21 protein-coding genes are annotated in these 22,390 nt (G+C 60.4%); 4 read left to right on the top strand and 17 right to left on the bottom strand.

Annotation, left to right across the window (positions count from 1 at the left end; genetic code table 11):
- Positions 1 to 15: 15 nt before the first annotated feature.
- Together ACYU7Z_RS09795 and ACYU7Z_RS09790 are read left to right on the top strand one after the other, a co-directional pair.
- Positions 16 to 966: an SdiA-regulated domain-containing protein gene (locus ACYU7Z_RS09795; RefSeq protein ID WP_460569894.1), complete on the top strand. Its 951-nt coding sequence runs from the start codon at positions 16 to 18 to the stop codon at positions 964 to 966.
- Between the two features lie 26 nt (positions 967 to 992).
- The gene (locus ACYU7Z_RS09790; RefSeq protein ID WP_460569892.1) at positions 993 to 4,640 is read left to right on the top strand and encodes a bifunctional metallophosphoesterase/BamA family protein; all 3,648 of its coding nucleotides are present in this window, start codon (positions 993 to 995) and stop codon (positions 4,638 to 4,640) included.
- Positions 4,641 to 4,850: 210 nt separating this feature from the next.
- Here ACYU7Z_RS09790 and nth read toward each other — a convergent pair whose 3' ends face one another.
- The 14 genes from nth to ACYU7Z_RS09720 all read right to left on the bottom strand — a co-directional run bounded on the left by nth (position 4,851) and on the right by ACYU7Z_RS09720 (position 16,538).
- Positions 4,851 to 5,540 carry an endonuclease III domain-containing protein gene (gene nth / locus ACYU7Z_RS09785; protein ID WP_460569890.1) on the bottom strand — a complete coding sequence of 230 codons (690 nt, stop codon included), beginning with the start codon at positions 5,538 to 5,540 and terminating at the stop codon, positions 4,851 to 4,853.
- A gap of 37 nt (positions 5,541 to 5,577) precedes the next feature.
- Positions 5,578 to 5,817 carry a hypothetical protein gene (locus ACYU7Z_RS09780; RefSeq protein ID WP_460569888.1) on the bottom strand — a complete coding sequence of 80 codons (240 nt, stop codon included), beginning with the start codon at positions 5,815 to 5,817 and terminating at the stop codon, positions 5,578 to 5,580.
- 71 nt (positions 5,818 to 5,888) lie between these two features.
- Entirely contained in the window at positions 5,889 to 6,209 is a 321-nt protein-coding gene (locus ACYU7Z_RS09775) for an FtsB family cell division protein (protein ID WP_460569886.1), read from the bottom strand.
- A 105-nt stretch (positions 6,210 to 6,314) separates the two neighbouring features.
- Positions 6,315 to 6,908 (bottom strand): GNAT family N-acetyltransferase, encoded by a 594-nt coding sequence (locus tag ACYU7Z_RS09770; RefSeq protein WP_460569884.1) that lies wholly within the window; start codon positions 6,906 to 6,908, stop codon positions 6,315 to 6,317.
- A gap of 244 nt (positions 6,909 to 7,152) precedes the next feature.
- Positions 7,153 to 8,436 carry a phosphopyruvate hydratase gene (gene eno, locus ACYU7Z_RS09765; RefSeq protein WP_460569882.1) on the bottom strand — a complete coding sequence of 428 codons (1,284 nt, stop codon included), beginning with the start codon at positions 8,434 to 8,436 and terminating at the stop codon, positions 7,153 to 7,155.
- A 276-nt stretch (positions 8,437 to 8,712) separates the two neighbouring features.
- Positions 8,713 to 9,624 carry a gliding motility-associated ABC transporter ATP-binding protein gene (gldA, locus tag ACYU7Z_RS09760; protein WP_460569879.1) on the bottom strand — a complete coding sequence of 304 codons (912 nt, stop codon included), beginning with the start codon at positions 9,622 to 9,624 and terminating at the stop codon, positions 8,713 to 8,715.
- Positions 9,625 to 9,858: 234 nt separating this feature from the next.
- Positions 9,859 to 10,494, bottom strand: coding sequence for a carbonic anhydrase (locus tag ACYU7Z_RS09755; RefSeq protein ID WP_460569877.1), 636 nt, complete (start codon positions 10,492 to 10,494; stop codon positions 9,859 to 9,861).
- 53 nt (positions 10,495 to 10,547) lie between these two features.
- Positions 10,548 to 12,128 carry a SulP family inorganic anion transporter gene (locus ACYU7Z_RS09750; RefSeq protein WP_460569875.1) on the bottom strand — a complete coding sequence of 527 codons (1,581 nt, stop codon included), beginning with the start codon at positions 12,126 to 12,128 and terminating at the stop codon, positions 10,548 to 10,550.
- A 121-nt stretch (positions 12,129 to 12,249) separates the two neighbouring features.
- Entirely contained in the window at positions 12,250 to 12,618 is a 369-nt protein-coding gene (locus ACYU7Z_RS09745; RefSeq protein ID WP_460569873.1) for a hypothetical protein, read from the bottom strand.
- Positions 12,619 to 12,881: 263 nt separating this feature from the next.
- Entirely contained in the window at positions 12,882 to 13,460 is a 579-nt protein-coding gene (locus ACYU7Z_RS09740; RefSeq protein WP_460569871.1) for a L,D-transpeptidase family protein, read from the bottom strand.
- Between the two features lie 273 nt (positions 13,461 to 13,733).
- Complete coding sequence (locus ACYU7Z_RS09735) at positions 13,734 to 14,567, bottom strand: porin family protein (protein WP_460569869.1); 834 nt, start codon at positions 14,565 to 14,567, stop codon at positions 13,734 to 13,736.
- Between the two features lie 15 nt (positions 14,568 to 14,582).
- Positions 14,583 to 15,701, bottom strand: coding sequence for an anti-sigma factor family protein (locus ACYU7Z_RS09730; protein ID WP_460569867.1), 1,119 nt, complete (start codon positions 15,699 to 15,701; stop codon positions 14,583 to 14,585).
- Complete coding sequence (locus ACYU7Z_RS09725) at positions 15,691 to 16,176, bottom strand: RNA polymerase sigma factor (RefSeq protein ID WP_460569865.1); 486 nt, start codon at positions 16,174 to 16,176, stop codon at positions 15,691 to 15,693. The genes ACYU7Z_RS09730 and ACYU7Z_RS09725 overlap by 11 nt, the downstream gene beginning before the upstream one ends.
- 179 nt (positions 16,177 to 16,355) lie before the next feature.
- Positions 16,356 to 16,538 (bottom strand): hypothetical protein, encoded by a 183-nt coding sequence (locus tag ACYU7Z_RS09720; RefSeq protein WP_460569863.1) that lies wholly within the window; start codon positions 16,536 to 16,538, stop codon positions 16,356 to 16,358.
- 181 nt (positions 16,539 to 16,719) lie between these two features.
- Here ACYU7Z_RS09720 and ACYU7Z_RS09715 point away from each other — a divergent pair, with 181 nt between their 5' ends.
- A complete protein-coding gene (locus tag ACYU7Z_RS09715; protein WP_460569861.1) occupies positions 16,720 to 17,208 on the top strand; it encodes a hypothetical protein in 489 nt (162 codons plus the stop codon).
- 17 nt (positions 17,209 to 17,225) lie between these two features.
- On the opposite strand, the gene ACYU7Z_RS09710 is transcribed toward ACYU7Z_RS09715, so the two are convergent.
- Both ACYU7Z_RS09710 and ACYU7Z_RS09705 read right to left on the bottom strand, forming a co-directional pair.
- Complete coding sequence (locus tag ACYU7Z_RS09710; protein WP_460569858.1) at positions 17,226 to 18,419, bottom strand: hypothetical protein; 1,194 nt, start codon at positions 18,417 to 18,419, stop codon at positions 17,226 to 17,228.
- Entirely contained in the window at positions 18,400 to 20,781 is a 2,382-nt protein-coding gene (locus ACYU7Z_RS09705; RefSeq protein ID WP_460569856.1) for a DUF2339 domain-containing protein, read from the bottom strand. The genes ACYU7Z_RS09710 and ACYU7Z_RS09705 overlap by 20 nt, the downstream gene beginning before the upstream one ends.
- Before the next feature lie 139 nt (positions 20,782 to 20,920).
- On the opposite strand from ACYU7Z_RS09705, the gene ACYU7Z_RS09700 reads away from it, so the two are divergent.
- Positions 20,921 to 21,313 (top strand): immunity 22 family protein, encoded by a 393-nt coding sequence (locus tag ACYU7Z_RS09700; RefSeq protein WP_460569854.1) that lies wholly within the window; start codon positions 20,921 to 20,923, stop codon positions 21,311 to 21,313.
- Between the two features lie 278 nt (positions 21,314 to 21,591).
- Here the strand turns inward: ACYU7Z_RS09700 and ACYU7Z_RS09695 are convergent, their stop codons facing one another.
- A complete protein-coding gene (locus ACYU7Z_RS09695) occupies positions 21,592 to 22,338 on the bottom strand; it encodes a DUF6261 family protein (protein WP_460569852.1) in 747 nt (248 codons plus the stop codon).
- Positions 22,339 to 22,390 lie beyond the last annotated feature (52 nt).

Raw genomic sequence — 22,390 nt, 5'->3', positions numbered from 1 at the left:
GTTCAAATCAGTAGAATGTTCCATACACTATATAAAATATCATTCCCCGCCCGCCGCCGCTTCCGTAAGGTACGGCCTCTTGCCGCCTCATTGTTCCTGCTGCTGCTGCTGCTCGGCGGTTGCCAGCTGTTTACCCGGCCCCATTCGCCCGCCGGCTACGTGCTGCCGCGGCCCGAAATTCACTTCCTTGAAAAGAAGCTCAACGAGATATCGGGACTTTTTTACCTCCGCGGCGAAGGCTCGATGCTGGCCATTGCCGACGACAAGAAACATGTGTACCGCCTGTTTACCGACGGCTCGAGCACCGACTATTTCAAGGAAGAGTTTGCCCTCGGCGCCGACTACGAGGACGTGGTGAAGGTCGACAGCACCGTGTACGTGCTGGCCTCCGACGGCACGCTCTATGCCAACCAGCGCACGGATTCGGGGCTCGTGACGCACACCTTTACACTCGACGTTCCGCTGCCGGCCAGCGTCCAGCGCGACTCTGCGGGGAAGGTCAAGGAAGGGACGATCGATTTTGAAACGGTGTACTACGATTCCAGTATCCACAGCCTCGTGCTGCTGTCCAAGAACATCAAGGGTGAAAACAAGTTGGGGATCCGCCGCGCCTGGCGCTTCGACCTCCGCACGCAGCGCTTCGATCCAAATCCGCTTTATTCGATCAGCAAAAAAGACGTGGCCGACGTTCTCCGCGACGGGCATGTTGATTTCAAGCCCTCCGCGGCGGCCTTCAACCCGCTGACGGGGAAGCTGTTCGTGTTGTCCTCGGCGGGGCACCTGCTCGTGATCACCGATGGTCGCGGTCATGTGGAGGCGGTCTACCGCCTCAACCCCAGCTTTTACCCACAAGCCGAGGGAATAGCTTTTGCAGATAATGGGGATATGTATATCTCCAACGAGGCCAAGCTGGGGAAAGCATCCTTGCTCCGTATTCCATACGTCCGCAAGGGAGCCTCCCGCTGAGCCCTGGAGCGGAAAATAAAGCACCGATGAAAAGGATATTCCTGGGCTGGGCCTTGCTACTGCTAACCGGCGCGCTCTGCGCGCAAACCGACTCCGTGCGTCACCGGATCTTCCTGCTCGGCGACGCCGGCGACATTACTCCCGACGGACGGCAGGCGACCGGCGACTGGCTGCGGCGCAATGTCGACTGGAACGACGACCGCAATATCGCCATCTGGCTGGGCGACAATATTTACCCCCTCGGGCTTCCGACCGAAGGCGAGGCGGACTACGCCCAGTCGAAGAGAATTCTTGATTACGAGATCGCCCTCACCAAGGGTAAAAAGGCCCACGCTTACTTCATCCCCGGCAACCACGACTGGATGAACGGAAAGATCGGAGGCTGGCAGCGGGTGCAGAACCAGGTGGACTATATCAACTCGCAGCAGCTGAACAACACCGAGGCCTGGCCGCGTGGCGGCTGCCCGGGCCCCGAGGTGATCGAGGTCGACAGCCAGCTCGTGATCGTGCTTGGCGACAGCCAGTGGTTCCTCTACATCCACGAAAAGCCCGGGCCCGGATCCAACTGTACCTCCAAGAGCCTCGACGATTTTACCAGCGAGCTCGAGGAGATCATCCAGTCGCACCCCAACCAGCTCGTGGTACTGGCCATGCACCACCCCATCTATTCGCAGGGTGTTCACGGTGGCGCCTATACGCTGAAGCAGCACATCTTCCCGCTGGCCGAGGCGATCCATGGTCTGTACATCCCGCTGCCGGTGCTCGGCTCGATCTATCCAATTGCCAGGGGCGTGTTCGGCAATGTGCAGGACTTCAACCACCCGGCCTACCGGGCCATGGCGAAAGCCGTTGAGGACGTACTCCGGAAATATCCCAACACCATCACCGTTGCGGGCCACGACCACAGCCAGCAGCTGCTGCGCAAGCCCAAGGACAGCCTTTACTATATCGTGAGCGGCGCCGTGGCCGAACTGACGCGCATCAAGAAAGCCAATAACAACCTGCTTTACGGCGACGTGCACAACGGCTTCGCGGTACTGGAAGTGATGAAAAGCGGCAAGGTGAACGTGCGTTTTTACAATACCGCCAACACCGGGATGGACAACGCCAATTACGACCGCGAGCTGTTTACCATTACGAAGGCGCACCAGCCCCCGCCCGACACGGTATATGGCCCGCTGCCGGTAACAGCGACAGTGGCTGCCAACCCGCGTCTCTCGGGCAAAGGCCTGCGCTCGCTGCTGACGGGCAGCAACTACCGCGCGGAGTGGGTGACGCCGGTAACGGTGCCGGTGCTCAACGTCGGCGTCGAGCAGGGCGGCCTGAAACCCGTGCGCCTCGGCGGCGGCAAGCAAACGCGTTCCCTCCGTCTCGAAGACCACAAGGGCCGCGAGTGGGCGCTGCGGAGCATCGAGAAATTTCCCGAGGCTGCCCTCCCGGCCGATCTCCGGCAAACCTTCGCCCGCGACATCGTCGACCAGGCGATCTCCGCTTCGTATCCCTACGCCTCGCTTTCGTACGATCCGCTGGCCCAGGCCGCCGGGATTCCCGTCATCCGGCGCAAGCTCGTGTTCGTGCCCGACGACAAGCGCCTCGGCCGCTTCAACACGTCTTTCTCCAAGGTGCTCGCCGTGCTCGAGGAGCGCGAGCCGCAGGGCGTCACCAAGTCGTATAACACCGAAGACCTCGTGTTCCGCCTGTTCAAGGACAACGACGACCACGTGCTGCAGGAGGCCGTGCTCCAGGCGCGGCTGCTCGATATGTTCATCATGGACTTCGACCGCCACGAAGATCAATGGCGCTGGGCAACGAAGGACACGGGCAAAGGCAAGCTCTATTACCCCATCCCGCGCGACCACGACCAGGCCTTCTTCGTTAACCAGGGGCTGGTGCCGTGGTTTGCCCGCAAGGCCTGGTTCCTCCCCGAAGTACAGGGTTTCAGGGCGCATGCCAACAATATCAAAACCTTCAACCGGGTCGTTCGCAACTTCGACCGATTTTTCCTCAATGAGCTTTCCGAGGAGCAGTGGATGAAGCAAACCGATTCGTTCCTGGCGCAGATGACCGACGAGGTGATCGAGCGGGCACTGCGGCAGCAGCCGCAGGAAGTGCAGGGCGCCAATATGGAAAAGATCATCCGCACACTCAAGGAGCGGCGCCGCTATTTCAAGGATGAGATGCGCACCTACTACCGGTTCCTGGCGAAGGATGTGAACGTCGTAGGCTCCAACAACCGAGAGGAGTTCCGCGTGCAGCGCCTTGACGACGGACGCGTGCACGTGCTGGTGCGCAAGATCAGCAAGAGCGGCAACCTTGAAACGCGGATGTATGAGCGCACCTTCGATCCGAAGGTGACCAGGGAGGTGATGCTCTATGGCCTCAGCGACGACGACCGCTTCATTTTCGAAGGCACGGGCAAGAGCGGCATCAAGGTAAGGGCCATCGGCGGTGCCGGCTCCGACTCGTTCGTAAACAGCACTACCGGCGGCGCCCTGCGTGTATACGACGCCACCTTTGAGCAGAATAGCCTCACGGGTGTCACGGCGGCGCAAAGCCGCCTGAGCAAGGATCCGCAGGTAAACCGCTACAACCGGCTGGGCTTTAAATACGACTTGTTCCGCCCGGGTATTACTGCTGCGTACAACGTGGAGGACGGACTGTACCTCGGCGTGTTTTTCGAAAGCATCCGCCAGGGCTTCCGCAAGGAGCCGTATAAAACACGTCATTACGTCAACTTCAGCCACGCGCTGGCAACGAACTCGTCGCGCTTCCGCTACGAGGGCGACTTCACGCAGGTCATCGGCCACGAGGATCTGACCATCCGCGCCGATGTCCGCGCACCCATCAACGTCACCAATTTCTTCGGCTTCGGCAACAACACGCCCTTTGTGCGCACGATGCCCGAGGGCGAGCGCTTCTACCGAGTGCGCTACGACATTGCCGACGTGTATGTATTGATGCGCCGGCAGCTGCAATCCTGGATGCGGGTCAACTACGGCCTCTCGTTCCAGTACTTCCGCGTGCACGAGCAGCAGAACAAGGATCACTTCATCGACATGCCGGGCATCGAAGGCGTGAACTATGCGACGCTGTACAGCGAAAAATATTTTGTCGGCCCGCACTTCAAGCTCGATATCAATACGCAGAACAACCGCATCATTCCTACCCGCGGCCTGGCCATGGACGTGAACATCCGGCCCCTGTTCGGGCTCAACAAGGCGAGTCACTCCGTGACGCGCGCCGATGTGGACATGCGGATCTTTTCGAGCCTGTTCACGTACCCGCGTTTTGTGCTGGCCGAGCGCTTCGGCTACGGACACGTATTTGGCAAGCAGCTGGAGATCCCGCAGGCCTACTACCTGTCGGGCATCAACAACCTGCGGGGCTATCGCCGCGACCGCTTCGCGGGGCAAAGCGTGCTGTACCTGCAAAACGAGCTGCGCTTCCGCATCGCCGACTTCAGCACCTACCTGTTCCCGGGCTCCATCGGCCTGCTCAGCTTCTTCGACGTAGGCCAGGTAAAGTATCCCGGCGATTCGCCGAAGGGCTGGTTTGCCGGCTACGGCGGCGGCCTCTGGGTGGCGCCGGTCAAGCGATTCGTGATCACGGGGATGCTGGCCTGGAGCGCCGAAGAGAAGGCGCTGCCGCTGGTGACGTTTGGCTTCCCGTTCTAAGAAAGTGATGAAGTCGGAATTGGAAAGTCGGAAGCCTCTAATGGTTTCGTCATTGCGAGGAGGACCGTCCCGAAGGGCGGGCTGACGAAGCAATCTGTTGTATGCAGGCTCTGCGGCCGCTATAGCTTCGGAGTAAAATTGAAAAAGATTGCTTCGCTTCACTCGCAATGACGGTCGCGGGCGGTCTTTGCGCCCCGATACTTCGGGGCCTTATTCTCTTTTTTTCCTGGCGGTTCCGACCCTTGGCTCCTTGATCTCCTTAACCATCACCTTCTGGAAATAAGGGCAAACCGGCTTCAGCCCGCATTCCTCGCATTTGGGCCGGCGGGCGAGGCACACGTAGCGGCCGTGGAGGATGAGCCAGTGGTGGAATTTGTACACGAGCTCCGTCGGTACGTATTTGATCAGCTGCTTTTCGGTTTCGAGCGGAGTCTTTGCCCGCACCGTAAGCCCGAGCCGCGCCGATACGCGGAACACGTGCGTGTCGACGGCCATATTGGGCTGGTTGTCGATCACCGAGGTAATGACATTGGCGGTTTTTCGGCCAACGCCGGGAAGCTCCACGAGCTCATCGACGGTCATGGGAATTTCACCGCCGAACTTCTCCTGCACCATTTTCGCCATGCCCATCAGGTGCCGGGTTTTGTTGCCGGGAAAGGAGATCGATTTGATAAAGGAGAACAGCTCGTCGTAGCTCGCCTCCGCCAGCGCGGGGATGTCGGGGTAGCGTTCGAAGAGGGCGGGCGTGTGCATATTCACCCGCTTGTCGGTGCATTGCGCCGACAGGATAACGGCCACGAGAAGCTGGTAGGGATTGTCGTAGAGAAGCTCTGTCTCGGGGTCGGGCATAGCCTCCTCGAAATAGGCGATGACGTGGTCGAAGCGTTGCTGTCGGGTCATTTACAGCGGCAAGATAGGAAGGAGCCGGATGTGGCGCTTATTTGCGGCTGGCAGCAGCCGGGGCGGTCGCGCTCGCGTACTTCAGTACGTTGAGGATGACCTCGGTTCGCGGCGTTTCCATCAGCTGGCTGAGACGATCCTGGGCCGACTTCAAAACGGACAGCTTCTCGCGGAGGGCCCAGTTGCGGGCGAGCTCGTTGGTCAGGACTTCCGATTCTTCCATCGTCATTTCATGGTACAGGTAGCGCAGGAGGTCCTCGGGCGTGTAATCGTGCATAATCCTTATTTAGGTCAGTAGTGGGACGGTGCTTGCTTAGCGGTAGTCTTACTAACGGGGATTAAACAGCCTTATTGTGCGGAAGGTTCACTGTTTTTGGGCTCGGCCACGAGGAAAAGGTCCTCGTTGTCGCGCTTCATGCCATAGCGCTCGCGGGCAAAGCGCTCGATGGTGGCGGGATCATGGCGGAGGTTTTCGGCGAACTTGCGCTCCTCGTCGATCTGCACCTGGTATTGCTTCTTGCTGGCCTGGAGGCTCCGCAGCTCGTTGCGCCGCTCGCGCTGCACGAAGAAGTCATTGCGGTCGAAGAACAGCAGCCACAGCACGAAGGCTACGCCGGCAATGAAGAACTTGTTGCGGAGGAAAGAAGGTATACGGCTGAGGAGGCTCATGTTCACTGTTTCAGGATTACGAATGTACAAAATCTGCCCGTCTGCTGAGGTGCTAATCTGCTGATCCCGTTCGCGGGGGTGGTTGCCGATCAGCAGACTGGCAGTCTAACCTATTAGCAGACTAAGCTTCGCTTTCACCGCCGGCCACTCGTCGTCGATGATGCTGAACACGACGGTATGCCGGATCGTGCCGTCGGCATGGAGGCCGTGTTTGCGGAGCACGCCTTCCTGTATGCCCCCGATCTTCTTGACGGCCTTTTGCGACCGCTCGTTCTGGTGCGCCACCTCGAACTCCACGCGCTGGAACCCGAGGGTTTCGAAGGCGTAGCGGAGCAGCAGGAGCTTGCATTCCTTGTTGTGCACCTTACCCCAGTAATCGGGCACATACCAGGTGTAGCCGATGTCAAGGCGCTTCATCGCCGGCTCGATGCGGTAGTAACGCGTCATTCCCATCAGGGCGCCGGTCTGCGCGTCGCGCATCACGAAGGATACCTGCATCCCGGTGTTGCGCTCATCGAAGGCCGTGGCGATGTACCTGTCGAATTGCGTGTCGTAGCTGTCGTCGACAAGCAGTGTCCTGGTATACTCCCAAAGCCGCGGATCGCGGGCAAGACGGCGCAGCTCGGGCACATGGCTTTCCTGGAGCAGCTCGAGCTGTACGTAGTTGCCCTGGAGCAGGGAGAGGTCGATGGGGATCATGCGGCAAAGCTAACCGGCTTCGCGATAAGAGAAAGAACGCAGATCCGCCTGTGGTGGATACGCAGCTTGTTAGGATTGATTATGATTGGCTCCCTATGAACGTCATTGAGAGGAGGCGAAGCGAACGAAACACTCTCTGATGTCGGGCTGGACAACAGGAAATCCGCGTCAATCTTAAAAATCATAACAAATCCGCGTTCTTTCTCTAAAGAAAAAGCCCCGGGTCATCCCCGGGGCCTCCTTATTACTTTCCAAACTTCAGGCTCTTGCCCGGGTACAGGGCGGAGGGCCCGAGCAGTTCCTCGATGCGGATCAGCTGGTTGTACTTGGCGATCCGGTCGGTACGCGAAGCCGAGCCCGTCTTGATCTGACCGCAGTTTAGGGCCACGGCGAGGTCGGCGATGGTGGTGTCTTCGGTCTCCCCCGAGCGGTGGCTCATGATGGTGTTGTAGCCGGCGTGCTGCGCCATCGTTACGGCGTTGATCGTTTCGGTGAGGGTGCCGATCTGGTTCACCTTTACGAGCAGGCCGTTGGCGATGCTCTTCTCGATGCCCTGGCCAAGACGCTTCACGTTGGTCACGAACAGGTCGTCGCCCACGAGCTGCACTTTCTTGCCCACGGTTTCGGTGAGGTTCTTCCAGCCATCCCAATCGTCTTCGGCCATGCCGTCCTCGATGGAGCAGATGGGATACTGGTTCACCCAGTTCTCCCAGTATTTCACGAGCTCGTCGGACGAGAGGGTCTTGCCGTCGCTCTTATGGAACACGTATTTGCCGTTCTTCCACAGCTCGCTGTTGGCGGCATCCATCGCGATCATGATCTGCGAGCCCGTCTTGTAGCCGGCGGCCTCGATGGCGGTCAGCACGGTTTCGATGGCTTCCTCGTTGGAGCCGATGTTGGGGGCAAAGCCACCTTCGTCGCCCACGTTGGTGGAGTAGCCTTTTTTCTTGAGCACGGTCTTCAGCGCGTGGAAGATCTCGACGCCCCAACGCAGGCCTTCGGAGAAGGAGGTGGCGCCGACAGGCATTACCATGAATTCCTGGAAGTCGATCTTGTTGTCGGCATGCGCGCCGCCGTTGAGAATGTTCATCATCGGCACGGGCAGCGTCTTCGCGTTGGTGCCGCCGATATAGCGGTAGAGGGGCAGCGATGCTTCTTCAGCGGCCGCCTTGGCCACGGCCATCGATACGGCCAGCAGCGCGTTGGCGCCCAGCTTGCCTTTGTTCTCGGAGCCGTCGAGCTCGATCATCGCGGCGTCGATACCGGTCTGGTCGCTCACTTCGTAGCCAAGCAGCTCCGGGGCGATCGTCTTGTTGACGTTCTCCACGGCCTTCAGCACGCCCTTGCCCACGTATACGTTCTTGTCGCCGTCGCGCAGCTCAACGGCTTCGTGGATACCCGTCGAAGCGCCACTCGGCACGGCGGCCCGGCCCAGCGAACCTTCGTCGGTGATTACGTCTACTTCCACGGTGGGGTTACCACGGCTGTCGAGGATCTGGCGTGCATAGATGCCGGCTATTGAACTCATGCTGTAGGATTTTTTAGTTGCCCGCGAAAATAACGCATTTCCATTTGGGAGCCCCGACGGGCATTGCCCGTCATAGCGATCCGCCAGCTGGCGAAGAAGCAAACTCGTCGAAGTGAGAACTGGTTGCGAAAAGTATAAGGCACTTACTTGGCTAAACCAGTGACTTACTTTTGCAATCAGCCTGCGTAACGCACGAGTTTGCTTCGTTTCACTCGCAATGACGCCGAAGGCGTCGCTTTAGCGACGCCTTCGGCCTTTCGATTCACGATTGACGATTCACGGCTTCCCGCCCGTCAGGCTCCGGAACACCGTCTCCAGGCTTTCGCTGCCTGCGGTGAGCGAGGAGATGTTGAGCCCCTGCTCCACACTGAGCTGCAGCAGCGCCTTGCGCACGCCCTCGGGGTCTTCGGTGGCGAGGCTCCAGCTGTGGGCGTCGCGTTTCTCCACCGCGCTCACCCCGGGCAGCCGGCGAAGCCACTCGGGCTCCAGCGCTTCCTGGAAGGTCACCTGCACGGTGCTCCGGCTGTTGCGGCTCCGCAGGTTGCTGAGCGTGTCGTCGGCAACGATGCGGCCCTTGTGGATGATGATGACGCGGTCGCAGATGGCTTCGACTTCCTGGAGAATATGCGAGGAGAAGAGCACGAGCTTGTTTCGCCCCTGCTCCTTGATAACATTACGGATCTCGATGATCTGGTTGGGATCGAGGCCCGAAGTGGGCTCGTCGAGGATCAGCACCTCGGGATCATGAAGGAGGGCGGCGGCCAGACCCACGCGCTGCTTGTAGCCCTTCGACAGCTGGCCCACGCGCTTGTGCGCCTCGGGCGTGAGACCCGTGAGCGTGATCACTTCCTCGACGCGGGCCTTTTTGTGGGTGATGCCGTGCACGTCGGCGAGGAACGAGAGGTACTCGCGCACATAGAGATCGTAGTAGAGGGCGTTCGACTCGGGCAGGTAGCCGATCTTCTTTTTTACCTCGAGGGGATTCTGCCGCACATCGGTGCCGCTGACGAGCGCCGTGCCGCCATCGGGCTCGAGGTAGCCGGTGATCATCTTCATCGTGGTGCTCTTGCCCGCGCCGTTGGGCCCGAGAAAGCCCACGATCTGCCCCGGCTGCACCGAAAAGGAAATACCATCCACGGCTTTCTGCGTGCCGTATACTTTGCGGAGTTCTTTAACCTCGATCGACATAAGGAGCTAAAGGTAAAGAAGGTTGCTAACCGCGGTGAAAGAAGTGAAAAAGGATCCGCCAAGAGCAGGTTAATTATCCGGATGGCCCGGCAGGTCATCGCACAAAAAAAGGTCCCGCCATCAGGCAGGACCAGGAACAAGGTAGTAAGAAAGATTCCACTGCGAATCTGAAATCAAAAATCTGAAATCCCAGATCCCAGATCCGAGATCCTAGATCCGAGATCAGACATCCCCTCAGAGGTCATCGTACTCGTACAGCGGATCGATATGCGTACCCGCGGGCATTTCGAATACGGGGTTGATGATGCCATCGGCGAGGCCATACACCCAGCCGTGCAGGTGCGGTCGCTGCTCCCGCTTCCAGGCGCGCTGGATGATCGTGGTCTTGGCCAGGTTCATCACCTGCTCCTGTACGTTGAGCTCCACGAGGCGGTCCGAGCGCTTTTCCTCGTCGGGAATGGCCTCGAGCTCCTCGCGGTGGTGGCGGATAACGTCCTTGATATTGCGAAGCCACATATTGAGCACGGGCTTGAAGTCGGTCTTGGTGGCTGCCGCCTTGATACCGCCGCAGCCGTAGTGGCCGCATACGATCACGTGCTTCACCTTGAGGTGCGTCACGGCGTAGTCGAGCACCGCCAGCAGGTTCACGTCGGTGTTGATCACCAGGTTGGCCACGTTGCGGTGCACGAAGATCTCACCCGGCTGCGTGCCGGTGATCTTGTCGGCCGGCACACGGCTGTCGCTGCAGCCGATCCACAGGAAATCGGGCTTCTGCAACGACGACAGGCGCTTGAAATACCCCGGGTCGTCGGCTACCATCTCGGCCGCCCAGGCTTTGTTCTCCAGTAAGAGTTTCTCGTATGTTTCCATGATAATTCTGATTTGCAAGTTTACTTGTGATTCGGGAAAAAAAAGAAATCGGTTCAGGCAACCTCGGCATTAGCGGTTACGCTGTCGGGGAGCACAAAGGGTTCGCTGCGCTGCAGCTGTCCTTTTACCTCCACCCGTATGTTTTTGAGATGGGCGTGCTTCTGGAAGTCTTCGATGACCTCGATGACGTCGCGGTCGATAAAGTCGGCGCGGCTCGCGTCGATCAGCACCGAGGCGTTGGCCGGCACCTGCTCGAGGCGGTTCTTGATGATCGGCTTGTTGAGAAACGACACGTCCTTACGCAGGCGGAACAGGTATCGGTGCGTATCGTTCACCACCATCACCGCTGTCCGGAAATTGCTGCGGAGCACGAAGAAAAGCCCCACCACAATGCCGATGATGACGCCCTTCAGGAGGTCGGTGGCCAGGATCGCCGCGATGGTAAACACAAAGGGCAGGAACTGGTCCCAGCCTTTTTTGTAAAAGCTCACGAACAGCGCCGGCTTGGCAAGCTTGTAGCCTGTGAAGATCAGGATGGCCGCCAGCGCCGCCTTCGGAATGAGGTTGAGCACCTGCGGGATGAGCGCCACGCAGAGCAGCAGCAGCACGCCGTGCATAATGGCCGACTTCTTCGACTGCGCGCCGGCATTGACGTTGGCCGAGGAGCGCACGATCACCGAGGTCACGGGAAGGCCGCCGATAAGTCCCGACACGAGGTTGCCAAGACCCTGGGCCTTCAGCTCGTGGTTCTTGTCGGTCACGCGCTTGTACGGATCGAGATCGTCGATGGCCTCGATCGACAGCAGCGTCTCCAGCGACGCCACGATAGCCAGGGTAAGTCCCGTGATCCATACATGACTGCTCGTCCACACGCTCCAGTCGGGGCTGCTGAAAAAGCTGAAGAATTCACCTGCTGTGGACGCCTGCGGCAGCACTACGAGGTGGCCGGCCTTGAGGGCGCCGCTGCCGCCGAAGCCCATGCTGATGCCGATTCCGATGAGCACCACGAGCAACGGCGCGGGCACGAGACGCAGGAACCCGGCGCGGCCGGCAACGAGCTTTTCCCAGGCGAAATGAAAGGCGAGGCAGGCCGCGCCGATCAGGAAGGCGACTTTGTTGATATGGCCAAAGGCGGTGATGAAGCTGCTGAAGATGTTTCCTTTCTGCGGCGGCACTACGCCTTCGTCCGTTTCAAAAGAGCGGTCGTCGCCGAGCAGGTGCGGAAACTGGTTGAGGATGAGGATGAGGCCGATGGCGGCGAGCATCCCCTTGATAACGGCGCTGGGGATATAGTCGCCGAGCACGCCGGCGCGGGCGAAGCCAAGAACGATCTGCAGCGCGCCGCAGATGACCACCGATACGAGGAAGGCTTCAAAAGAGCCGCCCGGCATGGCGATGATGGCCGCCGATACGATGGCCGTAAGGCCCGCGGCCGGCCCGCTGACGCTCAGCTGCGAGCGGCTGAAAAGACCGATAATGATACCGCCGACCATACCGGCGATGAGGCCGCTGAAGAGCGGAGCCTTCGAGGCGAGGGCCACGCCGAGACACAGCGGCAGCGCTACAAGAAAGACAACAATAGACGAGGGGAGGTCTGCCTTCAGCGAGGCAAGACCCTTGGGTTGGGTAGACATATTCTGACCAGTTTTGTTTGGAAAATGAAATTGCGGTGACCCTCGGGCAGCGGTTTGCGGCCGCGGCGCGAAGGCGCAGGGCATACGGGTCCATCCGTAGAACTACGGGAGGTCGGAGGCCTTATGAACGGTCAGAATCGGGAGGCGGGGTAATAAATTCGGGATGCCAGGCCACGAAGTCGTCCTGCTGGTAGGAGGCGTATTGCAGGCTGATGGCGGCGGAAGGATGGTCGAAGTGAAGCGGCTCGTGGAGGTATTCCTGCGGCATCGATACGCCGCTTTCGGTCTTCTCTTCGTTGCTGTTGCTCAGCGGGTTGCTGTCGTCGTCGGCGGTGCTTTTTTCCATCGCTACCGAGGCCCTGGCGGCTTTCTGCTCCTTCTGGAAGCGGTATACGAACGGCGTGCTCACGCTCAGCCACAGCAACGCCAGCATCAGCAGCAGGCTGCCGATCTTGTGTGCGTTGGTATATGGAGTGCGGGTGCCGTTCACGGCGGCAAAAGTAGGTCATTACCCGTAAGGCAGCAACGACGAGATGTGAGGGAAATGTTGTGATTCGCCCGCGGGAGAGAAAGAACGTAGATCGCAAGCGGTACACGCATGGTTCGGCAAGCTCACCAGGTCATTCTTCGTTTACGCTCAGGATGACAGTGTCACAGTGAGCATTGCCGAACTGGTCAGCAAGCGAGTCGAAGGCTGCGCTCATCGTAAAAATCAACAAATCTGCGTTCTTTCGCTTTTCCCGATTGCCGACCTCAGCGCTTCACCTGCACGGGCGTGCCGACGGGTACGAAGGAGTAGATCTCCTGCACATCCTCGTTCTTCATGGCGATGCAGCCGTTGGTCCAGTTGCTGTAGCGGTCGATCATGTAGTCGTCGTGGGGCCAGGTGCCGTGGATGCCTACGCCGGCGCCGGGCGTTGCGTTTTTGGGGATCTTACCCTGGCGCTTCAGCTCGTTGAAGCGGGCGATGCTCTGGGCGGTGGGATAGTCGAGACCCATATAGCGGCTCCACTTCTCGTGGACGCGCTTATTGACGATATGGAAGTTGCCCTCGGGAGTGCAGCGGTCGCCTTCGACGCATTTGTCGGCGAGGCTGTTGTTGCCGAATACGACGGGGTAGGTGGCGTACCAGCCCTGGGCATCGTACACGGAAAGCTCGTAGTCGGATTTGTCGATGACGATGCGGATGGGTTGAACGGGCAACGACGAACCGCTGGGGGTGGTTAGTTCATGGCGGCCCCCGCTGCGGGAACCGGCCACCGCCTGCCGTTGTGCCGACAGCGGGAACAGGGCCGCGGCGAGCAGGCATGCTTGGAGGAAGGTGTTCTTCATGGCGTCACAACGGTTTGGAAACAAATGTATAACGACAGACGCATTTCTGTAGTATGCCGGTCGTTAGCATTTCGCCAAAAGCAAACACCATGCGAGAAATCTTAGAATCTCGGATCTATTGATCGCGGATCTATTGATAGCGGATCTCTGAGCCGCCCGCAATGGCTAGTCCCACCCTTTGCGTCATTGCGAGCATAACGCAGTGAAGCGAAGCAGTCTCCTCCGGGTTGAGGCAGATTGCTTCGCTTCTCTCGCAATGACGGCTGGCTTTTCTTACCAGCGGCTGAGGCGGATACCCACCGTATAGGGCGTTACATCCAGGCCTTTGCGCCACATGCTCTTCATGGCATAGGAGCCGTAGAAGTGAAGCTGGCCCAGCTGCACCTCGCCGATCCAGGAAAGCTTCCAGGGCTCGAGCTCGAAGTCGTCGTGCACCTTGCTCTTCTTGCTTCCGACGCGGGTTTTCTGGCGCGAGGAATACAGGTAGCCGACAGAGGCGCCCGCGCTGATGCCGAAGGGATGGTTGCGGCCGGGGGTGAAGTTGAAGTTGAGCATCAGCGGCACCGTCAGGTAGTCGGCGGCCAGCTTGTTCTTATTGACATCGCTGTAGGTAGCATCAGAAAACACCTTGGTCGGGTTCTTCGTCAGGTGGACCTGCGGATCGTCGAAGCGGTAGTTGTTCAGCTCGATGCCGAGCCCGTATTTGAGGTTCACGGCACGCTTTACGAGGCTCACGCGGTGCATGAAGAACCAGATGTTGACGTTGATCGATTTGCCGTTGCGGAGGCGGAGCAGGTCGTCCTTACCGCCGGGGGCAATCGCCTGCGCTTCGGCCGAGGCGTAGTTGGTACGGTCGGTAAAGTTGGCGAAGCCGATGTCGAGCACGGGCCCACCGCTTGTGAACTTGCCGTTGGCATTGCGGCGGCCGTTGCCGAACGACACGGAGCGTGTGCCCTTTTGGTTGCCCTTTCCATCGCGGACGATCACCATGCCGCCAACGCGGATCGTATCGGGAGTGCTGGTGGAGCTGCTTTTCGTAGAGTCGGTCTGGGCTAAGCCGCACATAGTGCTGCCCAGGGCCAGGGTGGCCAGTAGCATTCTTTTCATAAATCTTCTTTTCAGTTATTTTAATTTGATCGCCACACCAGCCACCACGAGCTGATCGTCGTCGTTGGTGGTTTTGATACCCGTGCGCTTTTCAAGAAAGCGGCTTGCCTTGCGGAGAAAGCCGCGCACCGATTTCTGGTTTCCTTCTTCGCGGTACACCGCTTCGGTGGCTTCGGGTTGTGTGCTGCTGCTTTCCGGATTCAACGCGGCGATCGGTGCAGAAGTTACAGGAGGAGTTGTAAAATTTTGCGGGCTGCCGGCTGGCTGACCTGCGGCATTGCCGCCATCACGCGGAACACTGCGGTCGCGCGGGTCGGGTACATAGGCGTATTGCTGCGGCTCGGGCTGCGCCTGCGGCGCGGGGGCCACGGAGCCCCGGTTCTTTACGGTGGCTGTAGCCGGCCGCTGGGCTAAAGCGGCGCGATCGGAGGCATCCGTAGTTCTACGGACGGTTGCCGTTGCCGGTACTACGGCGGTTGCTTGTGATGTCGCCGTCGCGGGTACAAGGGCAGTCGGTTGCGGTGTAGCGGGACCGTCGGGTCGTGGTTGTACCGGGCTCACTTTGCCGGCCGAGGGCTGCTGTACAACGGCGAGGCCGCGATCGGTGGCAGGAGTCGAAGTGCCGCTGTTCATCCGCCACAAGAGCGAGCCGGCGCCGAGCAGGAGCACAGCAGCCGCCACGCGCGGGAGCCAGAACAGGGGGCGGCGCTTTTCCTCGCGCCGGTACAATTCTTCCTTGAAGGGGCAGCTGATGGCATCGGCCGGAAGCCTGGCGGCGAGGTAGCCGTCGAGCGCGCTGCGCAGGGCCGGGTCGGCGGCCAGTTCGGTCTCGAAGGCGGCCTGGCGGCTGCTGCCGAGTTCGTTATCGATATAAGAAAGGAATTCTTCTTCGCGGGAGTTGAGACGCATGTGTGCTGCGGAAAGGAGGCTCGTGTCGCCAAAGGAAACGGGCTCGGCGTCGAGGCGGGTGTCGAGCAGGGCCTGCAGTTCCTCGTGCAGGTCGGGGTGCAGGGCTGCGAAGGCGTCCACTGCTTCCATGGCCGCGGGGGAGAGCTCGCCGTCCACGTACAGGAGGAAGGCCTCCTCGTAGTTGGCGCGGGTGAGCTGCGGGTATGTAGGTTGCTTAGATGACATTTTCCACTTTTACCAGGTACTGTTTGAGCTGGAGCCGGGCGCGGTGCAGGTACACCTTCACCTGGCTGCTGTTCAGGTTCATGATCTGCCCGATCTCCTCGTAACTGTAACCCTCGTAGTCTTTCAGCATCACCAGCGAGCGCTGGGTGTCGCTGAGTCGGCCAAGGGCTTCTTCCAGCACGGCTTTCGCGTTGTGGGCGGGCCTGTTCACCACCCGGATATCGGGGTTGAACTCCTCTTTGAGGTAGATCCGCTTCACCTTGCGAATGTGATCGATCATCGCGTTATAGGCGATGGTGAAGAGAAACGACTTGCTTTTCGCCGCTTCCACTTCCTCCCGCGACCGCCAGAGCTTCTCGAATGCCGTCTGCACTACGTCGCGCGCGTCTTCCTCATGACGCAAATTCTTGAGGATGAAGCGGTACACTCCATCGGCGTGCAGGCGAACACATTCGTTATAGTCTCTCTCGGTCATAAACAGTCGGGCAGTTCCAAAGGTAGTACGGTAGTGTGGGGTAAAAGGTTACAAAGTTTTTTGGGCGTTCTGGGGCAGCGGGACTCGTCAATCGTGAATCGTCAGTCGGCAATGCATCTCCGATGCTCGTTGCTGCGCCTGCTCAACACCCTTCCCTTCGGGAAGGGCTGGGGATGGGCCTACCGGCTGGCCTGCGGCAGCTGCCGCGACAGCGACTCCCAGATCAGCTCGCCACTCCGCGCGCCCTCGCCACGCGGGCTCAGCGACAATTCGCGGCGCAGGAGGCCGGCGCCGGCGCTTACCAGCAGCAGTACCAGGACAATAGTGCCGGCCAGGAGGCGGAAGGTAGAAAGCGAAGACATGGTTCTGATTTTGGAATAGGACGAAGCTAGCCCCCCGAAGGTTACAGGTGCGTGTAAGAGGGACCGCCTGTCGAAAAGGGGGTATGAGCTGTTATACCGCCGGTTGCCGGCTACCGGCAGCGGCATTTTTTTCGGCAGCACGCCCTTTCGAAGCGCTACCTTCACGGGCAACAAAACCGTCATGGCCAACGCGTATTCCAAAAACCTCCAGCCCGATGGCGCCTTTACTGTAGGCGAGGAGCGGGGCCTTGCCATTATGCTGTCGGTTATTTTCTCGGGGATGTTCCTGTACGCGGTCGCCGATATTTTCATCAACCCCGACGCGCCCTTCAACAACCGCCTGCTGCTGATCGCGGTGGTGCCGGCCTACATCTTCATCCGCAAGATCCGGAGCAAGCTCGAGATCATGAAGATCGATGCCGCGGGCTTTACCTATTACGGCAAGCGTCTCTTTACCTGGCCGCAGTTCGTGAGCGGACAGGTAGTGGAGGAGCCCGGTGTAAGCCGCTTCAACGCCAACTTCAAGCTGCACCTCAAATATTACCGCGAAGACGGAAACCTCTACCACCGCAAGCTGCCGCTGTCGAACACGCAGAACAAGGCCGAGGAAGAGATCATCGCAGCCATCCGCTACTACAGCACGCTCAACGCCCCGGCCGAAGGCGCCTGACCGGAAAGCCCGGAACTTTAATCGGCGCCGCCCGCCGTTCCCCGCTTTACATCACGCAGGAGCGAGAAGCTGGCTGCTCCCAGTACCAGGATGCCGATACACAACGCGATCCAGATCCAGGTACGCTGGTCGTTTTTGCCGGTTGCTCTGGCTGCCGGCAACAGCCGCACGGCTCCAATGGAAATTTCCCGAGCCGTGTCGATCGCCGCATTGCTGAAGCCGGACAGGTCATAGCGCGGCGCCGCGGCGTTGCTGTCGCCGGCGCTGATGCGGTACTGCTGTCCCCGCTCCAGGTAAGCCGCCAGGAGGTAGCGTCGCTGGCTGCCCAGGATGCTGTCAACCTGCAGCCGTGGGTTGTCGCCGTTTTCAATGATTATTTCCAGGAGAGAAGCGCGTGTCGGTTCCAGCAGCAGCTCGCGCTGGTTGGAGGTGAGTACCCCGCTGGCCAGTACATGGCCGTCGCGGGCGTCGCGGATGCTGCAGTTGCGGGCAAAAAACCGGGGGCGGCTGATGGCGAACCCGAGCTTCTCCAGCGGCCAGCGATCGGGGTTGTGCAGGAGGATCCGCGTAGTGCCGCTGTCGCCCGATTGTTCGAAGGAAAGGCGCTGCCCCCCGTTCCAGTTCTCGGGGCGCGGCTCGCCCATGGGCCGGCCGGCATACAGCGGTTCCAGTGGCGCGTCCTTCCCGTTGTTTAGGTCGAGGCGAATATAGCGGTACGAGTTCACCGGGTAAGTGAGCTGCAGTGCCGCGATCCCGGACGCATCGGGCGCGGGCTCGACGAGGAAGCTGTCGCGGAGGCTGTACCAGGTACGTCCGTCGTTGCTCCCGGTGAGCTGTGCGCCGCGGCGGGCGGCCGAATTGCGGACGTTCAGCATAAATCCCGACGACTTCGGCTCGGGTACCTGGAACGTGATCGAGGTGCGCCCGGCCTCCTGGCGAAGTGCCGCGATCGGGTACTGCAGCCACGAAAAGGTGGAATGCCCGAGGCTGCGCTCCAACCGGTACGGTACCGGCTCGTTACGGCTGTCGCGGATACGGACGTCCGCGAGATCGGTGCGCGCGAAGCGGCTGAGCACGGGCGTCAGCACAACGCGGTAAAATCCATCGCGCGGCACTGAGTCGAGGCGGGCCTCCACGGGCGGCTGCGCGGTGGCGCACAGGGAGAGCAGCAGGGCCAGCGCAGTGCCGTATTTATACAGTCTTTTCGTCATCGATCAGCAGCTTTTTGAGTTTCTGGTACATGAACGAGATGCTGAGCAGCAGGGCGCCGAGCAGGATAAAGGCGAGGATCTTGCCTCCTTCGGAAATACCCCGCAGGTCAAAGAAGAACAGCTTCAGCAGCGTCACCCCGAACAGCGACAGCGCGATGATCCGCAGGTCGCGCGCACGGCGGCGCATCCCCAGCCACATGAGCCCGAAGGAGCAAAGCGCCCACACGATGGTGAGCCCGGCGCGGAGGTACTGCTGCTCGCGGAGTTCCATCGCGGCGCCCCTGCCGGACAGCGCATAATAGTGCCCCGCGTCGAGGCTGAGGAAAACCACGGCCGCCACGCTCAGGCACCAGGCGAGGCCCCGGCGCAACGGCGCCAGCGTGGCATCGCGCGCAACGAGCAGGGCGCATCGAACCAGCAGTGTTATATAAAGCACTGTGGCCACGGCATGCATCCCGAAGTGGCCCCACGAGTAGCGGCCGGCGGCGATCCCTGCCCGCAATGCGGCGATCGCTTCCTGGCTAAGCAGGTAATACAGTCCCGCCACGGCGGCCAGTACCAATTGCCCGGCACCTGCCCAGGAGCGGCCGCGGCGCTGTGCGTTCCAGCCCAGCACGAGGGCAAAGGCAGCCGTGATGACGCGGTGGTAAACATTCGGAACGGCCACAACCGGCATATTGTAGAAATACAGGTTCACGGCACTCAGCAGCGAGCCATACGCAATGCCGATGGCTGCTGTGCCCGCGACCCAGCCCAGTACGCGATGGGTCACTTTCGGTTCGACAGCTTCCGTTCCCCCGCGCTGCAGCAGCCAATAGTACGCCGCAAAGGCGGCGATGGCGACGGCGTTCGTCACGCCGCCCGCTACATTATGAAACAGCACGAAAAGGCCGCCGGCAGTTGGAGGGCAAAAGGCCCAGTCCATCAGCAGGCTCACCGTTGCCAGCGCCATGAGCAGCCAGGAGCCCCAGCGGAACAGAGCGATCCCCGAGCGCTGGAAAAGCCACAGGAGCAGCACGAATTCGGCGCTCCAGAAAAGCGTGATGGTATGGCCGTGGAGCTGCACCGGTACCGCCAGCGTCAGGAAGCTGAGCGCCAGCCCGATGAGTACATACAGCAGGTTGCGGTCGGTGTCTTTGTGGCGGAAGCAATAGACCGCGAGGGCGAGGTCGACGGCACCCGAGCCCACGGTGAACAGGCCCTGGTAGCGCCCGCCATCGATATGCCCCAGCAGGATCATCCCCGCGGCGTAATAGGCGGCCGTAAGCAGCAGCAGCAGCGCCAGGTCGTACGCGCGGAAGGCGCGCCCGAAGCGGACGGGGAAGGCGAGGATGCTGCCGAGGAACAAGCCGTACTGCAACGACACGAGTGCAAAGGCGCGGCCATGCTGCACGGCGCCGGGCGCATCGGAATGGGTGGCGATCCACCCACCCGTGATGATCACCGTGAAGGCAAAGGCAAGCGTTTGCAGCAGCGGCCAGCGGCGGAAGAAAGCCAGCACCAGTATGCCGGCGTTGAGGATACCGAGGTAGGAGAAGAGCACCGTGTAGTTGCCCGACCCGTTGCTCACGAGGAAGGGCGTGGCAAAGCCACCGACTGTGGCAATCACCGCCAGTGCCAGCGAATCGTACAGCAGCGCCAGCAGCACGGCAAACAGCGTGATCACGACCATCAGCACAAAAGCGGCCGTTTGCGAAAAGAGCCCGTATTGGTGAAACGCAAAGGCGATCGTGGTATACAGCACCGCGATGCCACCACCGGCGAGAACGGCGCTGAAAGCTTTGTAGCTGCGGCGCAGGTAGTGGGCAAGCCCGATGAGCGCCGTGCCGCAGCCAATGCCGATGGCCACGCGCCCGGCCTCGTTGATCCAGTCCTGGTCGATGGCGTACTTGACAAAGAAGGCGATGCCCAGCACGAGGATGGCGATGCCGATCTTGTTGACGAGATTCTCCCCGATGAACTTTTCGAGGTCGGGGTGCTCGCGGAAGAACCGGTCGAGGCGCGAGCCCGGCGCGGGCGGGACGGGTGTGGGCATGCTCCGCGGCATCGGCGATGTGCTGCCGGCCACCGGTGCGGGTTCTTTTTGCTTTTCCACGTGCGGCTCCATAGCCGGCGGGCCGACGGGCGTCGGTGGCGTCCACGAAGGCCGGGGCGGCGCCGGGCGCACGGGGCGTGGTTGCGGCGGTCGCCCGGCCTGTGGCAGCGGCGCAGGTTCCTCGACGGGTCGGCCGCCGGGGGCAAAGCGGTCGGAGAGTTGCTGCAGGCGCTGGGCCAGGAAGCGCAGCTCGGACTCCATCCGGTTGCTGTGGCGGAGGAGCAGAACAATAATCGTCAGCAGCAGGAGTATGGTCAATGATTCCATGTTATGTTTTGGCTTCGGTTACCAAAGTAATGTAGCCGGCACAAATTGCGTCATCCAAACTGTTGCCGTCTTGATAAAGATCAAAAAGCGCCCGGTTGACCGTCCGGTCCGGCCCTGTGCGGCAGCTTATCTTCGCGCCATGACCGTACGCGCCGCATTCTGGGCAGGCCGCTTCGATACCGAAGAAGACCTCATCAACTATATCGAATACCAGCACGATGCCGACGGCAACGCCAGCAGCCCGTTTGACGCGGCGCTCGGCGGGCCCGGCTACGACGACGACTTCCTGGAGTGCGTGTACACCGACCCCGAAGATCTCGTGCACGAGGTCGACGACTTCACGCATGCCGGGCAATATGGCGATGCCTTGCGCAAGCGGCTCCGCGCCCTTGGCGGCGAGTGGAACACGCTGCTGATGATCAGCGGCGCAAAGGGCGATTACAACGGCTGGCTGTTTGAAAGCGACCTGGCGGAAAGCCCGGCGCCGAACCTGCGCTACGTCGGGAGCTTTGACGTTAGCGTGGAAGACTAACATCCACGAGAAGAGGCAACTGTCAACACGCCCAAGAACGACCGCAGGTCGTCTCCCCCGGCGCGCTGAGAACATTGCGAATTGAACGGTCCTATCCACTTGTAGAAATGCGACAGCCAGTATGGCGTTCTCCTGCCCTGCAGCGTCCTCTGCGGTTATTATTTAGGTGAGGCTATGCCCACCAGCCTGCGCGGCGACACGTTTATTTATACTGGTAGCAGGTAAAGAAAAAGGCCGCCCTGATCGGGGCGGCCTTCCTGTAGTAATAACGCGATCCGTCAGGATGCAGGCGTTTCATTTTGTGCTGCCGCGCGGCCCCGGCGCATGGCGAGCAGGTGACGTGTGTCGGTAATCAGTGTTTTCATTTTACCAATGATGCCAGGCCAGGGTTCGGCACCCTCATCGGTATTGTTGTAGGCATTGATTTTTTCCACCAGTGCACGGTAGGCCTTATTGGCTTCTTTTCGGAGGCTCTCAATATCGTCGGGGATGCGGGCATTGCGGTCGCTGCGCTCGCTGTTGCGCTGCTGCGACTTCTCCTTGAATTTCACTTGTGCCGCTTTGAGCGCCGCGGCCCACTCGGTGCCGCCAATGAGGCTAAGGGCAGACGCGAGGGCGGGCGTTTCGAGGTCGCGGAGAATACTGTCGATGTCGGCGGTCTCATCATCCAGTCCCTGCAAGATCACTTCGCTGATAGTTCCGTAGCTGGCAAAGCGATTAGCGAGCAGGTTGCCCGCTGCGGCTTTGGCTGCGTCGGGATGACGCGTGTATACGTCGGCCAGCTGTGCCAGCGAGGAGTAGTGGCGGTCGCGCTCGGCGTCGAATACGCGTCGCTCACGGGAGAGTGCGGATTCATCGCCGCCCACATGGGCTGCCTTGATGCGGTTGTGGAAGTTTTCGAGCAGGCCGCGCGCGCTACGCACTGAAGCGGGCAGGGCGGGATCGCTGCTGATGTCGAGGGCGGTGCCCATGAAGCTGATGTACTCGCCATTGTGAAGGGGGGTGAGATTGAAAGCGGGGATCATAAGCGTTTTTTGTTTAGGTGATCAATCGTTTCAGAAAAATAAAACGCATTTT

It is taken from the genome of Flaviaestuariibacter terrae (genome assembly GCF_054777635.1).
Note: the sequence above shows the minus strand (reverse complement) of the source record. Positions and strands in the feature narration are given on the sequence as shown.